General features: G+C 71.2%; 18 protein-coding genes. 1 reads left to right on the forward strand and 17 read right to left on the reverse strand.

The window, feature by feature from the left end; all coding sequences use genetic code 11:
• Positions 1-25: 25 nt before the first annotated feature.
• The 15 genes from HCU62_RS07615 to HCU62_RS07685 form a co-directional block, all read right to left on the reverse strand.
• Complete coding sequence (locus tag HCU62_RS07615) at positions 26-3,211, reverse strand: efflux RND transporter permease subunit (protein WP_163299108.1); 3,186 nt, start codon at positions 3,209-3,211, stop codon at positions 26-28.
• Positions 3,208-4,404, reverse strand: coding sequence for an efflux RND transporter periplasmic adaptor subunit (locus HCU62_RS07620; protein WP_169755541.1), 1,197 nt, complete (start codon positions 4,402-4,404; stop codon positions 3,208-3,210). The genes HCU62_RS07615 and HCU62_RS07620 overlap by 4 nt, the downstream gene beginning before the upstream one ends.
• Positions 4,401-5,786 (reverse strand): TolC family protein, encoded by a 1,386-nt coding sequence (locus HCU62_RS07625; RefSeq protein ID WP_163299519.1) that lies wholly within the window; start codon positions 5,784-5,786, stop codon positions 4,401-4,403. The genes HCU62_RS07620 and HCU62_RS07625 overlap by 4 nt, the downstream gene beginning before the upstream one ends.
• Positions 5,787-5,968: 182 nt before the next feature.
• The gene (locus HCU62_RS07630; protein ID WP_163299517.1) at positions 5,969-6,853 is read right to left on the reverse strand and encodes a universal stress protein; all 885 of its coding nucleotides are present in this window, start codon (positions 6,851-6,853) and stop codon (positions 5,969-5,971) included.
• A 2-nt stretch (positions 6,854-6,855) separates the two neighbouring features.
• Positions 6,856-7,926 carry an ACR3 family arsenite efflux transporter gene (gene arsB, locus HCU62_RS07635; protein WP_163299515.1) on the reverse strand — a complete coding sequence of 357 codons (1,071 nt, stop codon included), beginning with the start codon at positions 7,924-7,926 and terminating at the stop codon, positions 6,856-6,858.
• A 58-nt stretch (positions 7,927-7,984) separates the two neighbouring features.
• Positions 7,985-8,227 carry a thioredoxin family protein gene (locus HCU62_RS07640; protein WP_163299513.1) on the reverse strand — a complete coding sequence of 81 codons (243 nt, stop codon included), beginning with the start codon at positions 8,225-8,227 and terminating at the stop codon, positions 7,985-7,987.
• A gap of 31 nt (positions 8,228-8,258) precedes the next feature.
• On the reverse strand, positions 8,259-8,972 hold the full coding sequence (locus HCU62_RS07645) for an aromatic aminobenezylarsenical efflux permease ArsG family transporter (protein ID WP_169755542.1): 714 nt from the start codon (positions 8,970-8,972) through the stop codon (positions 8,259-8,261).
• Positions 8,969-9,424 carry a nitrophenyl compound nitroreductase subunit ArsF family protein gene (locus HCU62_RS07650; protein WP_163299774.1) on the reverse strand — a complete coding sequence of 152 codons (456 nt, stop codon included), beginning with the start codon at positions 9,422-9,424 and terminating at the stop codon, positions 8,969-8,971. The genes HCU62_RS07645 and HCU62_RS07650 overlap by 4 nt, the downstream gene beginning before the upstream one ends.
• 59 nt (positions 9,425-9,483) lie before the next feature.
• A complete protein-coding gene (locus tag HCU62_RS07655) occupies positions 9,484-9,639 on the reverse strand; it encodes a bacterioferritin-associated ferredoxin (RefSeq protein WP_163299776.1) in 156 nt (51 codons plus the stop codon).
• 2 nt (positions 9,640-9,641) lie between these two features.
• Positions 9,642-10,934 (reverse strand): permease, encoded by a 1,293-nt coding sequence (locus HCU62_RS07660; protein WP_169755543.1) that lies wholly within the window; start codon positions 10,932-10,934, stop codon positions 9,642-9,644.
• A gap of 74 nt (positions 10,935-11,008) precedes the next feature.
• Positions 11,009-11,440: an arsenate reductase ArsC gene (locus HCU62_RS07665; RefSeq protein ID WP_163299778.1), complete on the reverse strand. Its 432-nt coding sequence runs from the start codon at positions 11,438-11,440 to the stop codon at positions 11,009-11,011.
• Positions 11,437-11,832, reverse strand: coding sequence for an ArsR/SmtB family transcription factor (locus HCU62_RS07670; protein WP_163299780.1), 396 nt, complete (start codon positions 11,830-11,832; stop codon positions 11,437-11,439). Before HCU62_RS07670 ends, HCU62_RS07665 begins: the two co-directional genes overlap by 4 nt.
• A gap of 106 nt (positions 11,833-11,938) precedes the next feature.
• Positions 11,939-12,472, reverse strand: coding sequence for a (Fe-S)-binding protein (locus HCU62_RS12860; RefSeq protein ID WP_169755544.1), 534 nt, complete (start codon positions 12,470-12,472; stop codon positions 11,939-11,941).
• Positions 12,460-12,651 carry a ferredoxin gene (locus HCU62_RS07680; RefSeq protein WP_163298557.1) on the reverse strand — a complete coding sequence of 64 codons (192 nt, stop codon included), beginning with the start codon at positions 12,649-12,651 and terminating at the stop codon, positions 12,460-12,462. The genes HCU62_RS12860 and HCU62_RS07680 overlap by 13 nt, the downstream gene beginning before the upstream one ends.
• A gap of 103 nt (positions 12,652-12,754) precedes the next feature.
• Complete coding sequence (locus HCU62_RS07685; RefSeq protein WP_163298556.1) at positions 12,755-14,221, reverse strand: cation:proton antiporter; 1,467 nt, start codon at positions 14,219-14,221, stop codon at positions 12,755-12,757.
• Between the two features lie 461 nt (positions 14,222-14,682).
• On the opposite strand from HCU62_RS07685, the gene HCU62_RS07690 reads away from it, so the two are divergent.
• Positions 14,683-15,102 (forward strand): SAM-dependent methyltransferase, encoded by a 420-nt coding sequence (locus tag HCU62_RS07690; protein WP_163298555.1) that lies wholly within the window; start codon positions 14,683-14,685, stop codon positions 15,100-15,102.
• 670 nt (positions 15,103-15,772) lie between these two features.
• On the opposite strand, the gene HCU62_RS07695 is transcribed toward HCU62_RS07690, so the two are convergent.
• Together HCU62_RS07695 and HCU62_RS07700 are read right to left on the reverse strand one after the other, a co-directional pair.
• Positions 15,773-16,819: a hypothetical protein gene (locus HCU62_RS07695; protein ID WP_163298554.1), complete on the reverse strand. Its 1,047-nt coding sequence runs from the start codon at positions 16,817-16,819 to the stop codon at positions 15,773-15,775.
• Between the two features lie 19 nt (positions 16,820-16,838).
• Positions 16,839-18,314 (reverse strand): MBOAT family O-acyltransferase, encoded by a 1,476-nt coding sequence (locus HCU62_RS07700; RefSeq protein WP_163298553.1) that lies wholly within the window; start codon positions 18,312-18,314, stop codon positions 16,839-16,841.
• Positions 18,315-18,393: the final 79 nt, after the last annotated feature.

An 18,393-nucleotide genomic window follows, 5' to 3' on the forward strand; every position in this document is an offset into this window, starting at 1 on the left:
CCGCCTCTCCCGTTTCCCCGGCATCTCACCGTCCCCGGGCCGGGGCCTTCCCGGCCCGCCGCGCCAGTCCCTCAGCCACCCCGCGTGCCCAGGCCCTGAGGTCCTCGAAGAGGGTGTAGAAGATGGGCACGTAGATCAGGGTGAGCAGGGTGGAGACGAAGAGCCCGCCGATGGCCACCACCGCCAGGGGCGAGAGGCGCTCGAGGCCCAGGGCGCGTTCCGCGGCGATGGGCAGCATCCCCACGATGGTCCCGAGGGCGGTCATGAGGATGGGCCGCGTCCGGACGCGCACCGCCCGCTCGATGGCCTCCCGGAGGGGCACCCCCTCGGCCCGCGACTTTTCGATGAAGTCGATGAGCAGGATGGAGTTGTTCACCACGATGCCCGCCAGGAGGATCATCCCCATGTTGGCCGGCATGCAGGCGTGGCGGCCGGTGAGGAGGAGGCCCCAGGCCGCCCCGATCATGGCGAGCGGGATGCTCGTCATGATGGTGAGGGGGTTCAGCCACGACCGGAAGGTGGGCGCCAGGGAGAAGAAGAGGAGCACCACGGCGAGGCCGAGGGCCCGCTTGAGGCGGCGGCCCGCCTCCTCCATGTTCTTGATCTCGCCCTCGTGGCGGAGCGTGTACCCGGGGGGCAGCCGGAGGCCGGCCAGGGCCTTTTGGATGCGGCCTTGGAGGTGCGTGATGGCCGTGGTGGCCCGGTAGCCGTAGACGTCCACCGTGGGCTCGAGGTCTTGGCGGGTGAAGCGGGTCCGGGTGCGGGCCCGGGTCACCCGGGCCAGCTCGGCCAGGGGCACCGGGCCGATCCGGGTCCGGACCTGGATGGCCTCGATGTCCGGCCGGCTGTCCCGGGCCTCGGCGGGGTAGCGCACCCGCACGACGTAGCCGTCCTCGCCGGGGACGCGGAGCACGGAGGCGGGCCCGCCTCTCACCGCCTCGGTGAGCTGCCGGCTGATCTCCACCGGGTCCAGGCCGTAGCGGGCGGCCTTCTCCTGGTCCACCCGGATCCGCCACTCGGTCTTGTCCAGGGTCCAGGAGCGCGAGACGGTGGTCAGCCCCCGCACCCGGCGGATCCGGGCCGCCACGTCGTCCGCCAGCCGGTCCAGGACGGCGGGGTCCGGGCCCGAGATCATGACGTCCACCGACGCGGCGATGGAGGAGAGGGGAGTGGCGCCGAAGTCGAAGACGTCGAGGCTCTTGAGGCCCGGGATGGCGGCGGCCCGCTTCCGGATGGCCGCCTCGAGCTCCCAGATGGTCTCCTTTCGGTGGAAACGGTCCACGAAGTGGACCGTGACGAGGCCCTGCTGGGGGATGCGCCCGGTCCCGAAGCTCACCACGCCGGGCTCGGACCCCACGGTGGTGGAGATCCGTTCGACCCCGGGCATGTCCTGGAGCACGGCCTCGATCCGTGCGGCCACGGCCTCGGTGGCCGCCAGGGAGCTGTCGGAATCCGTCTCGAAGGCGATCTTTACGATGCCCGTGTCCATGGGAGGCATGAGATCCCGGCCGGCAAGGGGCATCTGCCGCATGCTGGCCACGAACAGTAAGGCGGCCACCAGGAGGAAGAGGCCCCGGTGCCGCAGGGCCACCTCGATCAGCCCCGCGAAGAAGTCCCGAACCGGATCCACGAGGTACCGCCCGACGTGGCTCACCCAGCGTTCCACGCGGTTTCTGGATGTGCCGGCCTTTACTACGTGCCGGGCCAACAGGGGGATCACCGTCACCGAGACCGCGTAGCTGACGAGGAGCGCCATGGCCAGGACCACCGTGAACTGGCGGAGGATCTTTTCCACGTATCCGCCGATGAACATGATGGGGACCAGGACGATGGCCGATGTGAAGACACCGGCCCAGTTGGCGAGCAGGATCTCGTTGACCCCGTCCACCACCGCCCGGTGGATGTCTTTCCCGAGTTCCCTGAAGTGGCGCTCGATGTTCTCGATCACCACGATGGCGCCGTCCAGGAGGAGGCCCACCGCCACGATCATGGCCGTCAGCGTCACGATGTTCAGCTCGTAGCCGAAGACGTACATGGCCGCGAATGTGAGGAAGTAGGTGAAGGGGATGGAGACGGCGGCCAGGAGCGAGATCCGGGTGTTGGCCAGGATCAGGAAGATCACCGCCACGGTCATGACGATGGCGTCCCGGAGGGCATCCACCATGTTGGAGATGCTGGTCTCGATGATGGTCTTCTGGGTGTCGGCCACCTCGAAGGTCACGTCGGGGAACCGGGCGCGGATGGCCGGCAGCGCCCGTTCCAGGGCGGCGATGGTGGTGGTGACGTGGCCCTTTTCCGGCCGGAGGATGTTGACGCCGATGGCCGGGTGGCCGTTTCCGCGGTAGAGCGACTGGCGCTCCCGGTAGCCGGTGCGGACGTCGGCCACGTCGCCGAGGTGGACCTCGCCCCCGGCCTCGCGGCCCACCACGATGTCCAGGAGGCGGGCCTTCTCGAGGCGTTCCCCCTGGGTCTTGACGAGGTACTGGCCGCCGTCCCGGAAGACGAGGCCGTCGGGGATGTTCAGGTTCTGGGCCCGGATGGCGGCGATCACCTGCGCCAGGGAGAGGCCGTGGGCGTGGAGGCGCCGGGGGTCCACCTCCACGGTGACCTCGGGCGCGTAGCCGCCGAAGACCTCCACGTTGGCCACGTCGGGCACGCGGAGCAGGGCCTCGCGGATCTCGTTGTCGGCGAGCTGGCGGACCTTGGCGAGGTCGAGGTGGCTGCCGGGCCGCGGCGCCAGCGCCAGGGTGAAGACGGGGTTGGTGGCGTCGCTGACCCGGAAGATCTCGGGCGGCTGGATGTCGGGGGGCAACTTGGCCTCGATGCGCTTCAAGGCGTTGGCCACGTCCGTGGCCGCGGCGTCGAGGCTCTTCGCGTACTCGAACTCCACGCTCACCGCGGCCATCTCGTCCTGGCTCACGGAGCGGACCTTGCGGACGAGGTCGATGGTGGCCAGCTCCTTCTCCACCGTGCGGGTCACCTTGTCTTCCACGTCCGAGGCCGCGGCCCCGGGTTCCGGGATGATCACCGCGATCACCGGGTAGTTGGCGTCGGGGAAGAGGTTGAGGGGCATGGCCTTGAAACCGATGAACCCCAGGGCGGCGGCGAGCAGGATGAACGAGGTGATGAGGTAGGGCCGCTCGAGGTAGGCCTCGACGAAGGTCTTCCGGCCCCCGGGGCCGGGCGTGGGCGTGCCGGACGGGGCGTTCATGGCCGGGCCTTCCCGGTGTCCGCCTTCGGGCCCGGCGCCGCCGCCCCGGAGGGGGCGTCGGCGCCGGCGGCCTCGGCCACCCGGACTTTCTCGCCGTCGTGGAGGCGCAGCAGGGCGCTCTCCTGGGCGGTCACCACCCGGGGGACACCCTCCAGGTCGCCCCGGACCACGGCGAAGGTGTCGCCGCGCCAGCGGACCTCCACCCGGACGGGGTGGACCGTGCCGCCGTCCGAGACCCGGAAGACCCAGTCGGCCCCCGCGTTCTCGAGCAACGCCCGGAGCGGCACCCGCCACCCCTCGTGGCGCCGGGTCTCGAGCCGGGTCTCCACGGTGGCCCCGGTGGGGAGCCCGAAGGGGCGGTCCGGGAGGTCGATCTCCACGGCGGCGAGGGTGCCGACCCGCACCGCCGGGACCACGCGGCTCGCCCGGGCCGCCAGCGGGGGGGCGGTGCCGGGGTCCGGGGGGAGGATCTCGGCCCGTGTCCCGGGGGCGAGCACGGGGAAGAGGTCCTGCGGCACCCGGACCCGGACCCGGTAGCCGCGGTCCGGAGCCTCCATGGCGACCACGGGCCGGCCCGGGAGGGCCAGGTCCCCGGGGTCGGCGAGGCGGGCCGTGACCACGCCGTCGAAGGGTGCCTCGAGGCGGGTGTAGGCGAGGTCCGTCTCGGCGGCGTGGAGGTCCTTTTCGAGGCCGGTCACCCGGGCCCGGGCGGCCTCGAGGGCGGCCACGGACCGGTCCAGGGCCTCCCGGCTGAGGGCCTTGGCCTCGAAGAGGCGCCGGTCGCGGCCGGTGACGGCCTCCTGGGTGGCGAAGGCCGTGCGGGCGGCGTCGAGCGCCGCCCGGAGGCCGGCCACGCGGTCGCGCTCGGGCCGGTCGTCGAGGCGGGCGAGGAGGTCCCCCCGGCGCACCCGGTCGCCCTCGCGCACCCGGACCTCGAGGATCTGGCCGGTCACCCGCGGGGCGATCTCGGCGGCCACCTTGGCCTCGATGGTGCCCAGGAGGCGCACCGTGGCGGGAAAGGTGCCGTAGGCGGCCCGGGCGGTGGTCACCACCGGCAGCACCGGGGCGGGGGGCGGGGTCCGGGCGAGCTGGGCCTTGCGGTGGCGCACGAGGAGCACGGCCCCGAGGGCCGGGATCAGGACGGCGAGGGCGAGGGCGATCTGCCTGCGGTTCAGGCGGAGTCGGGTCTTCATCTGGAGGCGGTCCTTTCCGGGGTCTCGCCGTCGCCTGCAGCCGTCGCCGGGGGCCCGGCCTCGATGAGGCCGAGGGCCAGGCGCTCGGCCACGGCGGCGCGCTGGTGGTCGAAGATGGCGGCCAGCTCCGCGGCCTTGGCCTGGAGCCAGGCGGACTGGGCGAGCAGGCTGTCGGTCACGGTACCGGCGCCGGTCCGGTAGCGGAGCTGCTCGATCCGGTAGGTCTCCTCGGCGGTCCGGCGGGCGGCCGCGGCCACCTCGAGGCGGTGCTCGGCCTCCCGGCGGGCGGAACGGGCATGGAGGATGTCGGTCCGGGCCCGGAGCCGGGCCTCGCGGAGGCGTTCCTCGGCGGCCCGGAGTTGGTCCTCGGCCTTCCGGATCTCGGCCGAGACGGTGCCGCCGGTGAAGAGGTCGAAGGAGAGGGCGACGCCGGCCCACCAGACCTCCTCGTCGGCCTCGAAGCCGCTTCCCGCCCGGCGGCCGTAGTCCCCCACGAGGTCCAGGGCGGGGAGCCGCCGGCCCCGGGCCGCCCGGAGCGCCGCCTCGGCCTGCCGGACCCGGCGCTCGGCCTGCCGGACGTCGGGGCGGCGCGCCAGGGCCGCCTCGATGTCCGGGGCGGCCTCGCCTGCGGGCGGCGCCGGCAGGAGTCGGCCCTCCGCCTCGGGGGGCGCCGAGGGGTCGAGGCCGAGCAGCAGGGCGAGGTCCTCCCGGGCCCGGAGGGCCGACTCGCGGCTCTGGATGAGGGCCTGGCGCTGGGAGGCCACCTGGGTGTCGATCCGCATGAGTTCCACCGGGGCGATGCGGCCCACCTCGAGCCGGAGCGCGGCGTCGGCGCGGGCCTTCTCGAGGGCCGAGAGGGTCTCCTCCTGGGCCCGGACCAGGGCCTCGAGGTAGAGCACCCGGTTGAAGGCGTCGGTGACCTCGGCCACCAGCCGCTGGGCGGTGAGACGGAGCCCTTCCAGGGCGGCCCGGTCCCCGGCGGCCGCCTGGGCCAGGCGGGCCCGGAGGCTGCCGCCGTGGAAGAGGGGGGCCCGGATCCGGGTGCCCGCCTGGTACTGGTCGCGGCTGAAGTCCGGAAGCGGGCCGTTGAAGCTCTTGATGGGGACCACCACCGTGGGGTCGCTCTGGCGCCGGGCGTCGGCGTAGGCCGTGACCTGGGGGAGCATCCGGCCCAGCGCCGCCCGGCGCTCTTCTCCGGCGGCTCGGCGCTCGTGGACCACCGCGGCGAGGAGGGGGCTCTGGCGGAGCGCGGTTCGGACGGCCGCCTCGAGGGTGAGCCTCCGGGGCGCCGGGCCGGGGGCCGGCGGCGCCGCCGCGGCGGCCGGCAGGGCGGCCAGGGCGAGGAGGAGGACGAGGAACGCGGGGAGGTCTCGGAGCGACATGCGGCGGCCAGCCTTGTCGGGAGCCTCGGCCCTGGTGATGTCGCGAAAACTCGCCGATGGCTGTGGTGCTTCGGATCCCCTCGTCACCGCGATGTACCCATGGCCCGCCTCGCTCCTCGGCATTCTCGCACCGTGCATTTTCGACCTTCCTTGGGTATCCGCTCAGAAGCCCTTGCGGGCCATCACTCCCTGACCAAGAGGATCGGGGCCGCGGCGAATTCCACGGCGGCCCTGGAGACGCTTCCCAGGAGGAGTTCCCGGAAGCCGCCCCACCCCCGGGTGCCCATGACGGCAAGGGTCACGTCCCCCCGGCGGAGCCGCCGGGTCACTTCCTCCCGGACGGGGCCGGTGACGAGCTCGACCTCCACGGCTCCCGCCCCGGCGGCCTTCATCTCTTCCGCAAGGCCGGCGAGCCGGTTCCGTGCCGCCGCGGGGGCCTTCCCGGGAGGCGTCTCCCGGGCGGTTTCCTCTCCCGCCCCGGGGGATTCCACCACGTGGAAGAGGGTCATCCGGGCCGCCCTGGGGGCCAGGGACCGGGCCGCCCGGCGGGCCCCCTCGGCCCGGGGCGACAGGTCCGTCAGGAGGCAGACGTGGTCGGTCACGGGCCGGGCCTCGAGGGCGCAGGTGAAGCGGTCTCCTGTGCCCGCCGGGCGCATGACGAGGACGGGGACGTCGGCGTGCTCCACCACGAAGCCGGTGGTGCCCCCGAGGAGTTTCTCCTTCCAGGAGGTGCGGCCGTGGGAGCCCATCACCACGATGTCGCAACCCTCGGCCCGGGCGGCATGGACCACGCCCTTTCCCGGGATGTCGTGGACGAGGCGGCTTTCGGCCTCGATGCCGGCCCGGCGCAGGTTCTCCAGCCGGGCGGCCAGTTCCTGGGTGGCCATTTGGTCGTGGCGTTCGTAGAAGGTCTTGTCGAAGCCGAGGAAGTCCACGGCGGACCTCACGTCGGTGACGTGGAGGAGCACGGCCTTTCGGATGCCGAGCCCCTCGAGGGCGGACGTGCAGGCGAGGACCTTGTCGGAGATCTCGGAGAAGTCCACCGGGAAGAGCGCTTTTTCGAACATGGTCATACCTCCGTGAACCAGTGGCGGGTGCGGTTGCAGAAGGCGCACACCGAGAGCATCACCGGGACCTCCACCAGAACGCCCACCACGGTGGCGAGCGCCGCCCCGGACTCGGGCCCGTAGAGGGCGATGGCCGTGGCCACGGCGAGCTCGAAGAAGTTCGAGGCCCCGATGAGGGCGCCGGGGGCGGCCACCGGGTACGGGACCCGGAAGAGCCGCATGAGCCCGTAGACCAGGGACGAGTTGAAGTAGACCTGGATGATGATGGGCACCGCGATGAGGGCCACGTGGAGGGTCTTGTCGCTGATGTTGTCCGCCTGGAAGGCGAAGATGATCACCAGAGTGGCCAGGAGCGCCGCCACGGAGACGGGGTGGAGCAGGGGCAGGAACCGCTGTTCGAACCACTCGAGGCCCTTGGCGCGGATGGCCAGGGTCCGGGTGAGGCTCCCGGCCGCGAGCGGGATCACGATGAACAGGAACACCGCCCAGAGGAGCACCGGGATGGGCACCGTGAGCCCGGAGGCCCCGGCCACGAGGAAGGTTACGATGGGGGCGAAGGCGAAGAGCATGATGAGGTCGTTCACCGCCACCTGGACCAGGGTGTAGGCCGGGTCTCCGTCGGTGAGGTAGCTCCAGACGAAGACCATGGCGGTGCAGGGGGCGGCGGCGAGGATGATGACGCCCGCGATGTACTGCCGGGCCAGCTCCAGGCCGATGATAGGCAGGAAGAGGTGGCGGAAGAAGAGCCAGCCGAAGAAGGCCATGCTGAAGGGCTTGACCAGCCAGTTCACGAACAGGGTGATGAGGAGCCCCCTCGGCCGCTTTCCCACGTCCAGGACGGACTTGAAGTCCACCTTGAGCATCATGGGGTAGATCATGAGCCAGATGAGCACGGCGATCACCACGTTGATGTGAGTGTTCTCGCCGAACTCCAGGGTCCGGATGGCCGAGGTGGCCGCCGGGAAGGTCCGGCCCAGGACCACCCCGAGCACCATGCAGGCGGCCACCCAGAGGGAGAGGTAACGTTCGAAGAGGCTCAGGCGCTTCGGGCGCGCCGCGGTGTTGTCGGTCATGAGATCCGTCCTCCTTCTTCGATGGCCTCCGGGATCGCGGGCCGGCGCCGGCGGGCGCTCATCCCTCCTCCCCGGTGAGCAGTCGCTTGATCTCCTCCACGGAGAAGAGCTTGCCGTAGCCCTTCACCTTGCCGTCTACCACGATCCCGGGGGTGGTGAGGACGCCGTAACCGATGATGCGGCCCATCTCCGAGACCTTTTCGATCTCCGCCTCGAGGCCGAGTTCCTTCACCGCCTGTTCCGCGTTGGCCCGGAGTGCCTCGCAACGCGCGCAACCGGGTCCGAGGATCTCGATCTTCATGGGGGACCTCCTTCTCCTGGTTTTGTGTCGTTCAGGCCCCCGGCCCGGCCAGCACCGGTGCCAGGAGGTGGTTCCATGTCCAGTAGCTCCCCGCCGCGATGAGCCCCGCGCCGCTGGCGGGTCGGGCCCACCGGTCGAGGCCTCGGGCCGCCTCGAAGACCCGGGCGGCGGCGTCGGCGCCGGCGGCGATGGCCGCCGCCGCGGCGGCCACCGGGAGGGCGGTGCCCACCCCGAAGGCGGCTGGCAGCAGGAACGGGGACCGCTCGGCCAGGACGAGCGGGAGGAGACTCCCGAAGAAGAGGGCCGCCGAGACGGGGCAGAAGGAGAGGGCGAAGAGGAAGCCGAGGGCCCCGGCGCCCCAGGCCCCGCCCCGGTCCGCCAGGTGCCGGGCCCCCGCCCCGGTGCGGGGGCCGAAGGCGGGCAGGCGCAGCCACCCGAGGAGCACCGCCCCGGTGGCCACGAGCAGCGGCCCCATGAGGCGGTTCATGTGGGTTTCCAGGAAGAAGGCCGTCCGCGGCACGGCGAGGAGGCCCCACGAGAGGGCGGAGGCCAGGGCCGCGTAGGCCGCCGCGCGGCCCAGGGTGTAGCAGAGCCCCGCCCGGAGCGCCGCCGGGCCGGAGCACCGGCCGGTGCCGCCGGCCATGTAGCATATCGCGGCGAGGTTGCCCGCCAGGGGACAGGGGCTCACCGAGGTGAGGAGGCCCAGCCAGCCCGCGGCGAGGAGGGAGGGGATGCCGTGGGTCATGGCCGCCCTCCCGAGCCGCCGGCCTTCGAGAGGAAGGTGCGGACTTCCTGCTGCACGTAGTGCTTGAAGGCGGCGGGCTCGCGCACGAGGTCCCAGATTCGGGCGAGATTCTTCCACCTGGGGGCCGGGCCGCCCTCCTCCACGAGCACCAGCGACTTGGTGTAGAGCCGGAAGTCGTCCACGAAGTGGCGGTCTTCGGGGCGGGTTACGTCCACCGACCGGAAGGCGAGGCGCCCGTCGGCCAGCTCCGCCGCGAAGCCCTCCGAGACGGCCTCCCGGGAGAGCCGCTCGAGGGTGCGGCAGGTGGGACACCGGTAGGCGGTGTGGAAGTAGTAGACCACGACCTTCCGCTCGGCGGCCGGGCAGGCCGGGACGACCCAGGCCAGGACGGCGAGGATCGCGGCGGCCAGCGCCGCCGGGCGGCGGAACGGGGCCGGCATCTCCTTTTTCACGATGTTTCCTCCATGGCGCGCAGGGCCTCGTCCGCCGCACGGCGGACGTCGGCGAGACATCAGCGGCCCCGCGGGTTGCGCTCCGCGCACCGGCAGGCGCCCGCGGCCTTCTCGGCCAGGATGCGCGCGAAGATGGTGGAACGGCCGTGGGCGCGGACGTCGTCTCGGATGTCCGCGTCGGTGTAGCCGAAGCAGTAGCAGAGGGTTTCCGGCATGGTCAGCCTCCGGCGGCGAGGTACCCGTAGCCGAACCCGGTGAGCGTGGCCACCGTCACCACGAGGGCTACGTAGACGGCGGTCTTGCGCGTTCCGAGCACGGAGCGGATGACCAGCATGCTGGGGAGCGAGACGGCGGGCCCGGCCAAGAGCAGCGCCAGGGCCGGCCCCGGCCCCATCCCGGAGCCGATGAGCCCCTGCAGGATGGGCACCTCGGTGAGGGTGGCGAAGTACATGAGGGCCGCCATGACCGAGGCGAAGAAGTTGGCTGCCAGGGAGTTGCCGCCCACGAGGGCGGCCACGTGGCGGGCGGGGATGAGGCCGCCGCCCTCCCCGGGCGCCCCCAGGAAGAACCCGGCGAAGAAGACCCCCAGGAAGAGGAGCGGCAGGATCTTCCGCGCCAGGATGTAGGAGGATTCGAACCAGGCACGGGCCTCGCCGCCGGCGGTGTAGAGCACCACGGAGAGCCCGGCGGCCCCCAGGGTGAAGGGGATCTCGGGGCGCCCGGCGGCCGCGGCCGACGCCGCGACGGCCGCGGCGAGGGCGGCCAGGGGCGCGGGGCGGACCCGGTAGAAGACCGCCAGCTCCACGGCCAGGGCCAGGGCCGCGGCGGCGGTGAGGACCCACTTCACCTCGTGCACCCGCTGCCAGAGGCCGATACCCTCGCCCCACGTGGCGAAGACCAGGAGGGCCACCAGGGTGGCCATGAAGAGGACCACCTGCCACAGGGGGCGGCCGGGGCCGGTCGCCACCGAGGCCATCCGGTCGAGGCGTTCCCGGTCCTCCCGGCGGAAGACGGCGGCCATGGCCAGCCCCACGAGGATGCTCGTCGCCACCGCCCCGACGGCCCGGGCGAGGCCGAGGTCCAGCCCCAGGACCCGGGCCGTCAGGATGACGGCCAGCACGTTGATGGCCGGGCCGGAGTAGAGGAAGGTGGCGGCCGGCCCGAGCCCGGCCCCCATGGTGTAGATCCCGGCGAAGATGGGCAGGATGGTACAGGAACAGACGGCGAGGATGGCCCCGGCCACCGAGGCCACCCCGTAGGCAACGGGTTTCGGGGCCGCGGGGCCCAGGTACCGGAGGACCGCCTGGTCCGAGACGAAGACCTCGATGGCGCCGGCGATGAAGAAGGCCGGCACCAGGCAGAAGAGGACGTGTTCCCGGGCATAGAAGTTGAGGAGCAGGACGCCCTGGTCCACGGCCCGCAGGAATCTCGGCCCCCCGGGCAGGAAGTAGAAGACCAGGAAGAGGCCCACCGCCCCCCCGATCAGCAGGAGTTCCCGGCGCCAGTTCACGGCCGGCCTCCCGCCGGACCGGGACGATTTTGGAGACTTATGGCTATGTGGCTATGAATTTGGGCCATCAAGATTCACCTCTCGTTCTCGATCCCGAGTTCCCGCGCCACCAGCGGCACCAGCTCCGCCCGCATCCGGTCCCGGACGCGGCGGAAGGCCGCGAGCCGTTCGTCCTCGCCGCCCGTGGCGCCGGCCGGGTCGTCGAAGCCCGCGTGGATCCGCCGCCCCTGGCCGGGGACCACGGGGCAGGCCTCGGCGGCCCCGCCGCACAGGGTCACCACCAGGTCGAAGGCACGGCCGGCGAATTCGTCCACGTGCTTTGAGCGGGCCCCCGACATGTCGATGCCCGCCTCGGCCAGCGCCCGGACCGCCAGGGGGTGCACCTCGGCGGGGGCCGTCCCGGCGGAGAAGGCCCGCACCCGGCCGGCGAGATGGTGGTTCACCAGAGCCTCGGCCATCTGGCTGCGGCAGGCGTTCTGCGTGCAGAGGAAGAGCACGGTCTTCACGGCCGGGCCCCCGTTTCCGCGGCGGCGCGGCCGGGGCAGCAGGCCGGCCCCGCCTCCCGGCCCCGCGCCGCCTGGGCCGCCCGGAGGCGGCGGAGGAAGCGCGGCAGCTCCGGGTCGTCCTCGACCCGGGACCGGACACCGGCCAGGACCTCCCGGGCCACGGGGTGCCGGGGGTCGGGCGCGAGGTCGAAGTCCATCCGCTGGCCGCTCCGGCGCGAGGTCACGAGCCCCGCCCGCTCGAGGGCCTGGAGGTGGCGCGTCACCGTGGGCTGGGCCAGCTCCAGGGCCTCCGCGAGCTCGCAGACGCAGGCCGTCCCCCCGGAGAGGAGCTTCAGGATCCGGTAGCGGGTGAGATCCGAGGCGGCCTTGTAGATCTGGACGGTGCGCTTCATGCAAGTCTTATAGCCATATGGCTATGAAAAGTCAAGCTCCTTGCACGCCGGTGCGGGGGGCTTCCGGGGATCCACGCCGGGGAGGGGCGCCGGCCCGGGGCGGGGCTCAGGGTTCGAGGAGGCGGTGCAGGCGGGCGAGGCCCTCCGCGTCGGCGGCGAGGGGCGGGCAGTCTTCCGGTTCCGCTTCGCCCAGGGCGACCTTGGCCGCGAAGGCGAGGCAGGCGGGTTCGCCGCATTCCCGGCAATTGGTGCGGGGCAGGAGGCGGTAGATCTCCATGGCCGGGGGAAGGGAACGGGGCCGGGGGTCGGGGGGGATCTCGTTCCGCCGGGCCCACAGGTCGTTCAGGAGGTCCACGACCCGGCGCACGGCGGCCCGGCCCTCCTCGAGGTCGGCCACGACGCCCACCGCCACTTCGTGGGGCCGGAGCGCCACCCGGTATCCCTCGTGCCGGAAGACGAGCACCGGCTCCTCCGGGTCGTGGGTGAGGACCTTGACCCGGGCGTTGGCATACGGAAGGAGCGGGGAAAGATCCGCCGCCGTCTCGAGCCGGGCCTTGAAGCAGGCCCGGTCCCGCCGGCAGGAGGAGGCCTCGAGGACCGGTTCGGCGTAGTCGAGCAGGGGCGCCGCTACTCCGACCACGATATGGCCTCGGCGGGGCAGCTCTCCACCGCCTCCTCGCAGTCGCAGGTGTCGCAGGCGTCGGGGTTTTTCACCCGGGCCTTTTCGTCTTCCTCCACCTCGAAGACCTCGGGGCAGATCTCGGCGCAGGTGCCGCAGCTGATGCAGAGTTCCTCGTCCACCACGGGATGACGGCTCATGGGAGACCTCCTTCACGTTTGGGGATGCTGTACGGCCGCTCCATGCCTCCACCTATAGGCGCCGGGCAGGCCCCTGTCAACGGGCCGAGGGCACCAGCCGGCTTTAGCCCACGTAGAGGATCTCCCACTCCGCCTCGAATGGCGGGTCCGCGCCGGTGAGGGTGAGGTAGCGGGTCTCCCCGGTCCCGGGCCCGGTGCTGGTCTCCTCGCGCCAGAGCCGCAGGCGGATGGCGGGCTCGGGCCGGGCGCCGGGCTCCCGGGGCTCCAGCCAGATCTCCTGCTCCTCGATGACCTTCCACACCGTCTTGTCCGCCCGGCGGCGCACCCGCTCGCCGACCCTGGGCGAGCCGAGCCGGTCGCGCAGGGTCTTGAAGCTGTACGGGGAGCGCTCCCCGTGGTCGAGGATCCGCTCGCCGAGGAACATGATGGCCGCGGCCCCGGTGGGGGCGGTGAGCAGGATGGAGAGCACGGCCACGGCCAGGATGAGCTCGCCCGAGGCCACGCCGGCCGCCAGCGGCACCGCGCCGATGGCGGCCTGCACCGTGGCCTTCGGCACGTAGGCCACCACGGTGAAGAGCCGCTCGCGGGGGGTGAGCGGGGTTCCGAGGAGCGAGAGGTAGGTCCCGACGCTCCGGAAGACGAGGCCCGCCAGGATCACCGCCGTCCCCGCCAGCCCCGCCTGCCAGGCCACGTGGACGTTCACCTGGGCGCCCACGAGGACGAAGAGGAGCAGCTCGGCGAAGACCCAGAGCTTCTTGAGCTTCTGGGAGATCTGGTGGGCGATGGGCTCGGCCTTCTCGAGGATGACGAAGCCGATGGCCATGACGCCCAAGAGGCTCGCCACCGGGACGCGGCCCTCCAGGGCCTTCTCCACCCAGGTGAGGGCGATGGCGACGCCGAGCACCACCAGGGTCTTTCTGGGCGGGCGGAGATCGTAGCGCTCGAAGAGCCGGTAGAGGAGGTAGCCGGGCACCACGCCGGCCACGATGCCGAGGGCCACGGAGACGGGGACCTCGGCGAGCTTCGCCCAGACGTTCACCTCGCCCCCGCCGTACATCCCGAGGAAGATGGTGAAGAGGACGATGACGAAGACGTCGTCCACGGAGGAGGCGGCGAGCACCAGGGTGGGGATCCCCTTCTTCGCGCCGCGGCCCCGGTCCATGAAGTCGATCATGAGCGGCACCACCACGGCCGGGGAGACCGCTCCGAGGATGCAGCCCAGGATGGCGGCCTCGAGGGTGGAGATGCCAAGGAGGTGCGGGGCCACCAGGGTCACCCCCACAATCTCGAAGACGGCGGGGACCGCGCTCATGAGGAGGGCGGTGCGGCCGACGCGGTTGAGGGTGTCGCGCCGGAGCTCGAAGCCGGCGCGGAGCAGGATCACGATGAGGGCGATCTTTCGGAAATCGCCCGAGACCTGCATCATCTCCGGGGCCATGAGGCCCAGGACGTAGGGCCCGGCCAGGATGCCCACGAGGAGCATCCCCACGAGGCCGGGCATCCGGAGTCGGCGGAAGAGCCAGTCGCCCCCGAGGCCGAGGAGGATGACGAGTGCGATGCTGATGTCCATGGGATAAGATCCTTTCCCCCGGACACGAAGAGATGGCCTCGCGATTTGCGACGCCATCACGAAAAACCCCGTCCGGCGCACGGCACAAACGGGGTCTCGGCCCGGGCGTCTTCGAGGCGGCCGGCGGCGGACGAATCCTTCGACACGCAGAAGTCATCATCCGGCCGGGCCGGCGTTTTTTCGGGCAGACTTCATTGATGGCGTCGCAAAAATGCGCCAACTGCTGTGTTGCTTCGGATGTTCTCGTCATTGCGGCGTACCGTAGCGTACGCCTCATTCCTCGACATCCTCGCGCCTTGCATTTGGCGATTCTTGCTGAGCCATCCACTCAGAAGACTTTTTACGAGGCCATCATCTTTACGAGAAATCAACCCTTGATTGCCCCTGAATTTCGGGGAATATGCCACTCGGGCGGCTGGCCGTCAACGGCGGGGGCCCCCGGGGGGCGAGGAGGGAGGGCCATGACCTTCGAGATGCACCCCATCGGGCGCGTTTGCAATCCCACGGGCGAGGTGCCCCGGCACTGGACGGTCTCCCGGGTGGAGGGCGCCATCGAGATCGACCCGGCCTACGAGGCGGGGCTCTCGGACATCCGCCCCGGGGACCGCGTGGTGGTCCTCTTCGCCTTCCACGAGAGTCCGCCCTTTTCCCCGGAGCTCCTCCGCCAGCGGCCGCCGCACCGGGACCGCGAGCGCGGCGTCTTCAGCATCTGCTCCCCGGTCCGGCCGAACCCCATCGGCCTCTCCGTGGTGGAGGTCCTGTCCGTGGAGGGGCCGGTGCTCCGCGTGCGCGGCCTCGACATGCGCGACGGCACCCCGGTGCTGGACCTCAAGCCGGCCACGGGGCTTCACCCCGAGGTCCCGGGGGGGCGGGCGGCCTAGTCCTCGATGGCGTCGCGCGAACCGCCAAGCGGAACGCTTGGCGGTGATGCTTCAAGCCCCTCGGCCCCTCGTGGTCCCCGGCGCCGCCTCGTTTCTCTCGGTGGTCGCGCCTTGTCCTCGGCGATTCCCGCTGGGCCATCCACCCAGAGGATTCTTGCGAGGCCGTCACCGCTGGGGAATCAGAGCACCGCTCCAGGCTCCCCGGAAGAATGAATTGACTCTCGGCCCGTCTCTGCCCCCGCCCTCTGTGGCGCCGAAGGCGTCGATGACGGGGCCGGAAGGAGCGCGACGAATTGTCCGAGCCCCGCGAAGCGGGGCGAGTTTTTCGTCGCGCCCGGCCCCGCCGAGACGCCGAGGGGACCCCGCCCCGTCCCGCCGACGTTGTTGGCGGGACGGGAGGGGCGCCACAGTGGGCTGCCCTTTCTTTTGGTTACTTTTCTTTGGGCACGCAAAGAAAAGTAACGCCCGCCGCAGGCGACGGCGGCCCCGCGCCTCCACCGAGGCGCCGAATTGATGGCGTCGCGGCAGAAATGCGCGGGTTGCGGCGTTGCTTCGGGTACTGTCGTCATTGCGGCGTGGTCTCCGGCGCCGCCTCGTTTCTCTCGGTGGTCGCGCCTTGTCCTCGGCGATTCCCGCTGGGCCATCCACCCAGAGGATTCTTGCGAGGCCGTCAGTCTTCGGGGATCTGCCAGGTCTCCACCATCCGCCGGAAGGCCGCGAGCCGCGGGTGGAAGTTCTCCGGCGTGACCCGGTAGCGGCCGGTCCGGATGCACTCCACCATGAAGCGGTTGATCTCCGGCGAGTAGTGGCCCGGGTCCATGTAGTTGTCGAGGTTCGCGGTGATCTCCGCCGCGTCCTGGAAGTCGTAGAGCTCCACGTTGGGAAGATCCCGCGTGGCGTTGAAGATGTATTCTTTGAAGAGGAGGGCGTTGCGGAAGACGGGCTTCGGGGCGTTCTTCCACATGAGGAGGGAGACGGGCGGCCGCAGGAGGATGAAGCGTACCCGGGGATGGGCCTTGATGTGGGCGAGGAGGTTCACGTCGAAGCTCCGGGCCAGGTTGTGGAGGGCGTAGTAGTCGGGGGGCTCGGGGAACATGTTGGCGTCGCGCCACTTCTTGAGCACCACCTCGCGGCCGAAGGCGTGGTTGTGGCCGAAGTACTTGTAGAGGTCGGGATCGAGCTTTCTCGCCCGGACGCCGAGCCAGTTCGCCTCGAGGGCGCGCACCGAGAACTGGAGGGTGTCGATGCTGAGGAGGTAGCGGTAGTCGTTCAGGCGGTTGTCGTCGTAGAGGTGGAAGGGGAAGGTGTCGGCCCCGTAGCGCAGGCGGTCTGGCGCGCCGGCGAAGGCCGGAAAATCGATCCCGATGATGACGTTCTTCGTCTGGGGCCGCCGGAGCACCAGCCGGAGGAGCAGCGAGATCTCGCGGGCCGAGGCGGCGTCCATGGAGAGCTTGATGCTCTTGACCCCGAGGGCCTTGTCGATCTCGCTCGGGATGAAGTTGTGCATCATGGAGGAGCCGAGGATGGCCGTGTCGTAGGCGTGGGTGCGGGCGAGGCCGGGGTTCAGGTACCGGGGCTTTTCGTAGTAGGTCCGGTAGAAGGTCGATGCGCGGTACTGCTGGAGGGGGTCCACCGCGTAGTTGAAGAGGGCGGCCAGGGCCAGGATGGCGAGCGAGGCCCGGAGGGTTCGGCGGGTCCATGCCCGGTAGCGTTTCATGCGGCTCCGTTCCCCGGCCCTAGAAGATGAAGTAGAGGAACTCGGACATCTGGGAGAGGTGGAGGACGCCCAGCACGAGGAGGGCGGTCACGAAGGCCGCCGACTTCCAGTCGGGCCGGAGTTCGCGGGCGACGGCCACGGAGTTGCGGGCCGCGAAGGCCATGGCCGCCACCAGCGCCAGGATCGCCAGCGCCCGGGCGTTTCCCTTGACCCAGTCGAAGGTCTCGCCGAACCGGACGCCCAGCTCGGCGAGCCGGCCGAGGGCCGGGGCCAACTCCGCCGGGAGCACAACCCCCGTCATCCCCAGCATCCCCTTGAAGACCTTGGCGGCGTCGTGGAGGTTGCGGGCCCGGAAGACCACCCAGGTGCAGTGGACGAAGAGGAAGGTGAGCGGCCAACCGATCCAGGTGGGCATCCGGAGGCCGGCGTTCCGCCACAAGCGGTGCACCGCCGACCCCAACCCGTGGAGCGTCCCCCACAGGACGTAGGTCCACCCCGCCCCGTGCCAGAGCCCGACGAGGAAGAAGGTCACCACCAGGTTCACGTAGCCCCGGAGCACGCCCCGCCGGTTGCCGCCCATGGGGATGTAGAGGTAGTCGCGGAGCCACCGGGTGAGCGTCATGTGCCAGCGGCGCCAGAAGTCCCGGATGTTGCCGGCCTTGTAGGGGGAGTTGAAGTTCAGGGGCAGCCGGATGTTGAAGAGGTAGGCCGCTCCCATGGCCATGTCCGTGTAGCCGCTGAAGTCGTAGTAGAGCTGGAAGGTGTAGGCCAGCGAGGCGGTCCAGGCCTCGGCGAGGTTCAGCACCGGCGCCGTGTCGAAGCCCTGGGTGGCCCACTCCGAGAGGGTGTCCGCGATGACGGCCTTCTTGAAGAGGCCCATGGCGAAGAAGGCGAGCCCGATGGCGATGTTCCGGTGGTTGGGCAGCTTGTTCCGGATGCGGGAGAACTGGGGCATCATCTCCCCGTGGTGCACGATGGGGCCCGCGATGAGCTGCGGGAAGAAGGAGACGAAGAGGCAGTAGTCCAGGAAGTCGTACTCGGCCGTCTCCCCCCGGTAGCTGTCCACCAGGAAGGCGATCTGCTGGAAGGTGAAGAAGCTGATGGCCAGGGGGAGGGCGATGTGGGGGAGCGGGAGGTGGAGCCCTAGGGCCCGGTTCAGGTTGTCGAGGAAGAAGTCCGTGTACTTGAAGTAGCCGAGGAGCCCCACGTTGAAGCAGATCCCCGCGGCCAGGACCAGCCGGGGCGGGACCAGGGCCTCCCAAGGCGCCCGCTGTCGCCGGGTCGTCGCCAGCGCCGTCCCCACGGCGTAGTTCACCAGGATGGAGAGCAGCAGCAGCGGGAGGTACCGGATGTTCCAGTAGGAGTAGAAGAAGAGGGAGGCCAGGACCAGCCAGGCCTTCCCGGCGGCCACGAGCCGGCGCCGGTTGAGGGCGAAGTAGACCGCCACCACCACCGGGAGGAAGAGGAAGATGTATTCGTAGGAGTTGAAGAGCATGGCCGGCCGATCGTCGGCCCTTCTCTTAACCACCGGCCGGGCAAAAAGCAAGCGGGGGCGGCCCTTTGGCCGCCCCCGC

This window comes from Dissulfurirhabdus thermomarina (genome assembly GCF_012979235.1).
Classification (GTDB): domain Bacteria; phylum Desulfobacterota; class Dissulfuribacteria; order Dissulfuribacterales; family Dissulfurirhabdaceae; genus Dissulfurirhabdus; species Dissulfurirhabdus thermomarina.

What these genes read in the sequence shown, in the direction of transcription:
- HCU62_RS07615 (WP_163299108.1), bottom strand. Translation starts at nt 3,211, where the DNA reads ATGAACGCCCCGTCCGGCACGCCCACGCCCGGCCCCGGGGGCCGGAAG.
- HCU62_RS07620 (WP_169755541.1), bottom strand. Translation starts at nt 4,404, where the DNA reads ATGAAGACCCGACTCCGCCTGAACCGCAGGCAGATCGCCCTCGCCCTC.
- HCU62_RS07625 (WP_163299519.1), bottom strand. Translation starts at nt 5,786, where the DNA reads ATGTCGCTCCGAGACCTCCCCGCGTTCCTCGTCCTCCTCCTCGCCCTG.
- HCU62_RS07630 (WP_163299517.1), bottom strand. Translation starts at nt 6,853, where the DNA reads ATGTTCGAAAAAGCGCTCTTCCCGGTGGACTTCTCCGAGATCTCCGAC.
- arsB (WP_163299515.1), bottom strand. Translation starts at nt 7,926, where the DNA reads ATGACCGACAACACCGCGGCGCGCCCGAAGCGCCTGAGCCTCTTCGAA.
- HCU62_RS07640 (WP_163299513.1), bottom strand. Translation starts at nt 8,227, where the DNA reads ATGAAGATCGAGATCCTCGGACCCGGTTGCGCGCGTTGCGAGGCACTC.
- HCU62_RS07645 (WP_169755542.1), bottom strand. Translation starts at nt 8,972, where the DNA reads ATGACCCACGGCATCCCCTCCCTCCTCGCCGCGGGCTGGCTGGGCCTC.
- HCU62_RS07655 (WP_163299776.1), bottom strand. Translation starts at nt 9,639, where the DNA reads ATGCCGGAAACCCTCTGCTACTGCTTCGGCTACACCGACGCGGACATC.
- HCU62_RS07670 (WP_163299780.1), bottom strand. Translation starts at nt 11,832, where the DNA reads ATGAAGCGCACCGTCCAGATCTACAAGGCCGCCTCGGATCTCACCCGC.
- HCU62_RS07680 (WP_163298557.1), bottom strand. Translation starts at nt 12,651, where the DNA reads ATGAGCCGTCATCCCGTGGTGGACGAGGAACTCTGCATCAGCTGCGGC.
- HCU62_RS07685 (WP_163298556.1), bottom strand. Translation starts at nt 14,221, where the DNA reads ATGGACATCAGCATCGCACTCGTCATCCTCCTCGGCCTCGGGGGCGAC.
- HCU62_RS07690 (WP_163298555.1), top strand. Translation starts at nt 14,683, where the DNA reads ATGACCTTCGAGATGCACCCCATCGGGCGCGTTTGCAATCCCACGGGC.
- HCU62_RS07695 (WP_163298554.1), bottom strand. Translation starts at nt 16,819, where the DNA reads ATGAAACGCTACCGGGCATGGACCCGCCGAACCCTCCGGGCCTCGCTC.
- HCU62_RS07700 (WP_163298553.1), bottom strand. Translation starts at nt 18,314, where the DNA reads ATGCTCTTCAACTCCTACGAATACATCTTCCTCTTCCTCCCGGTGGTG.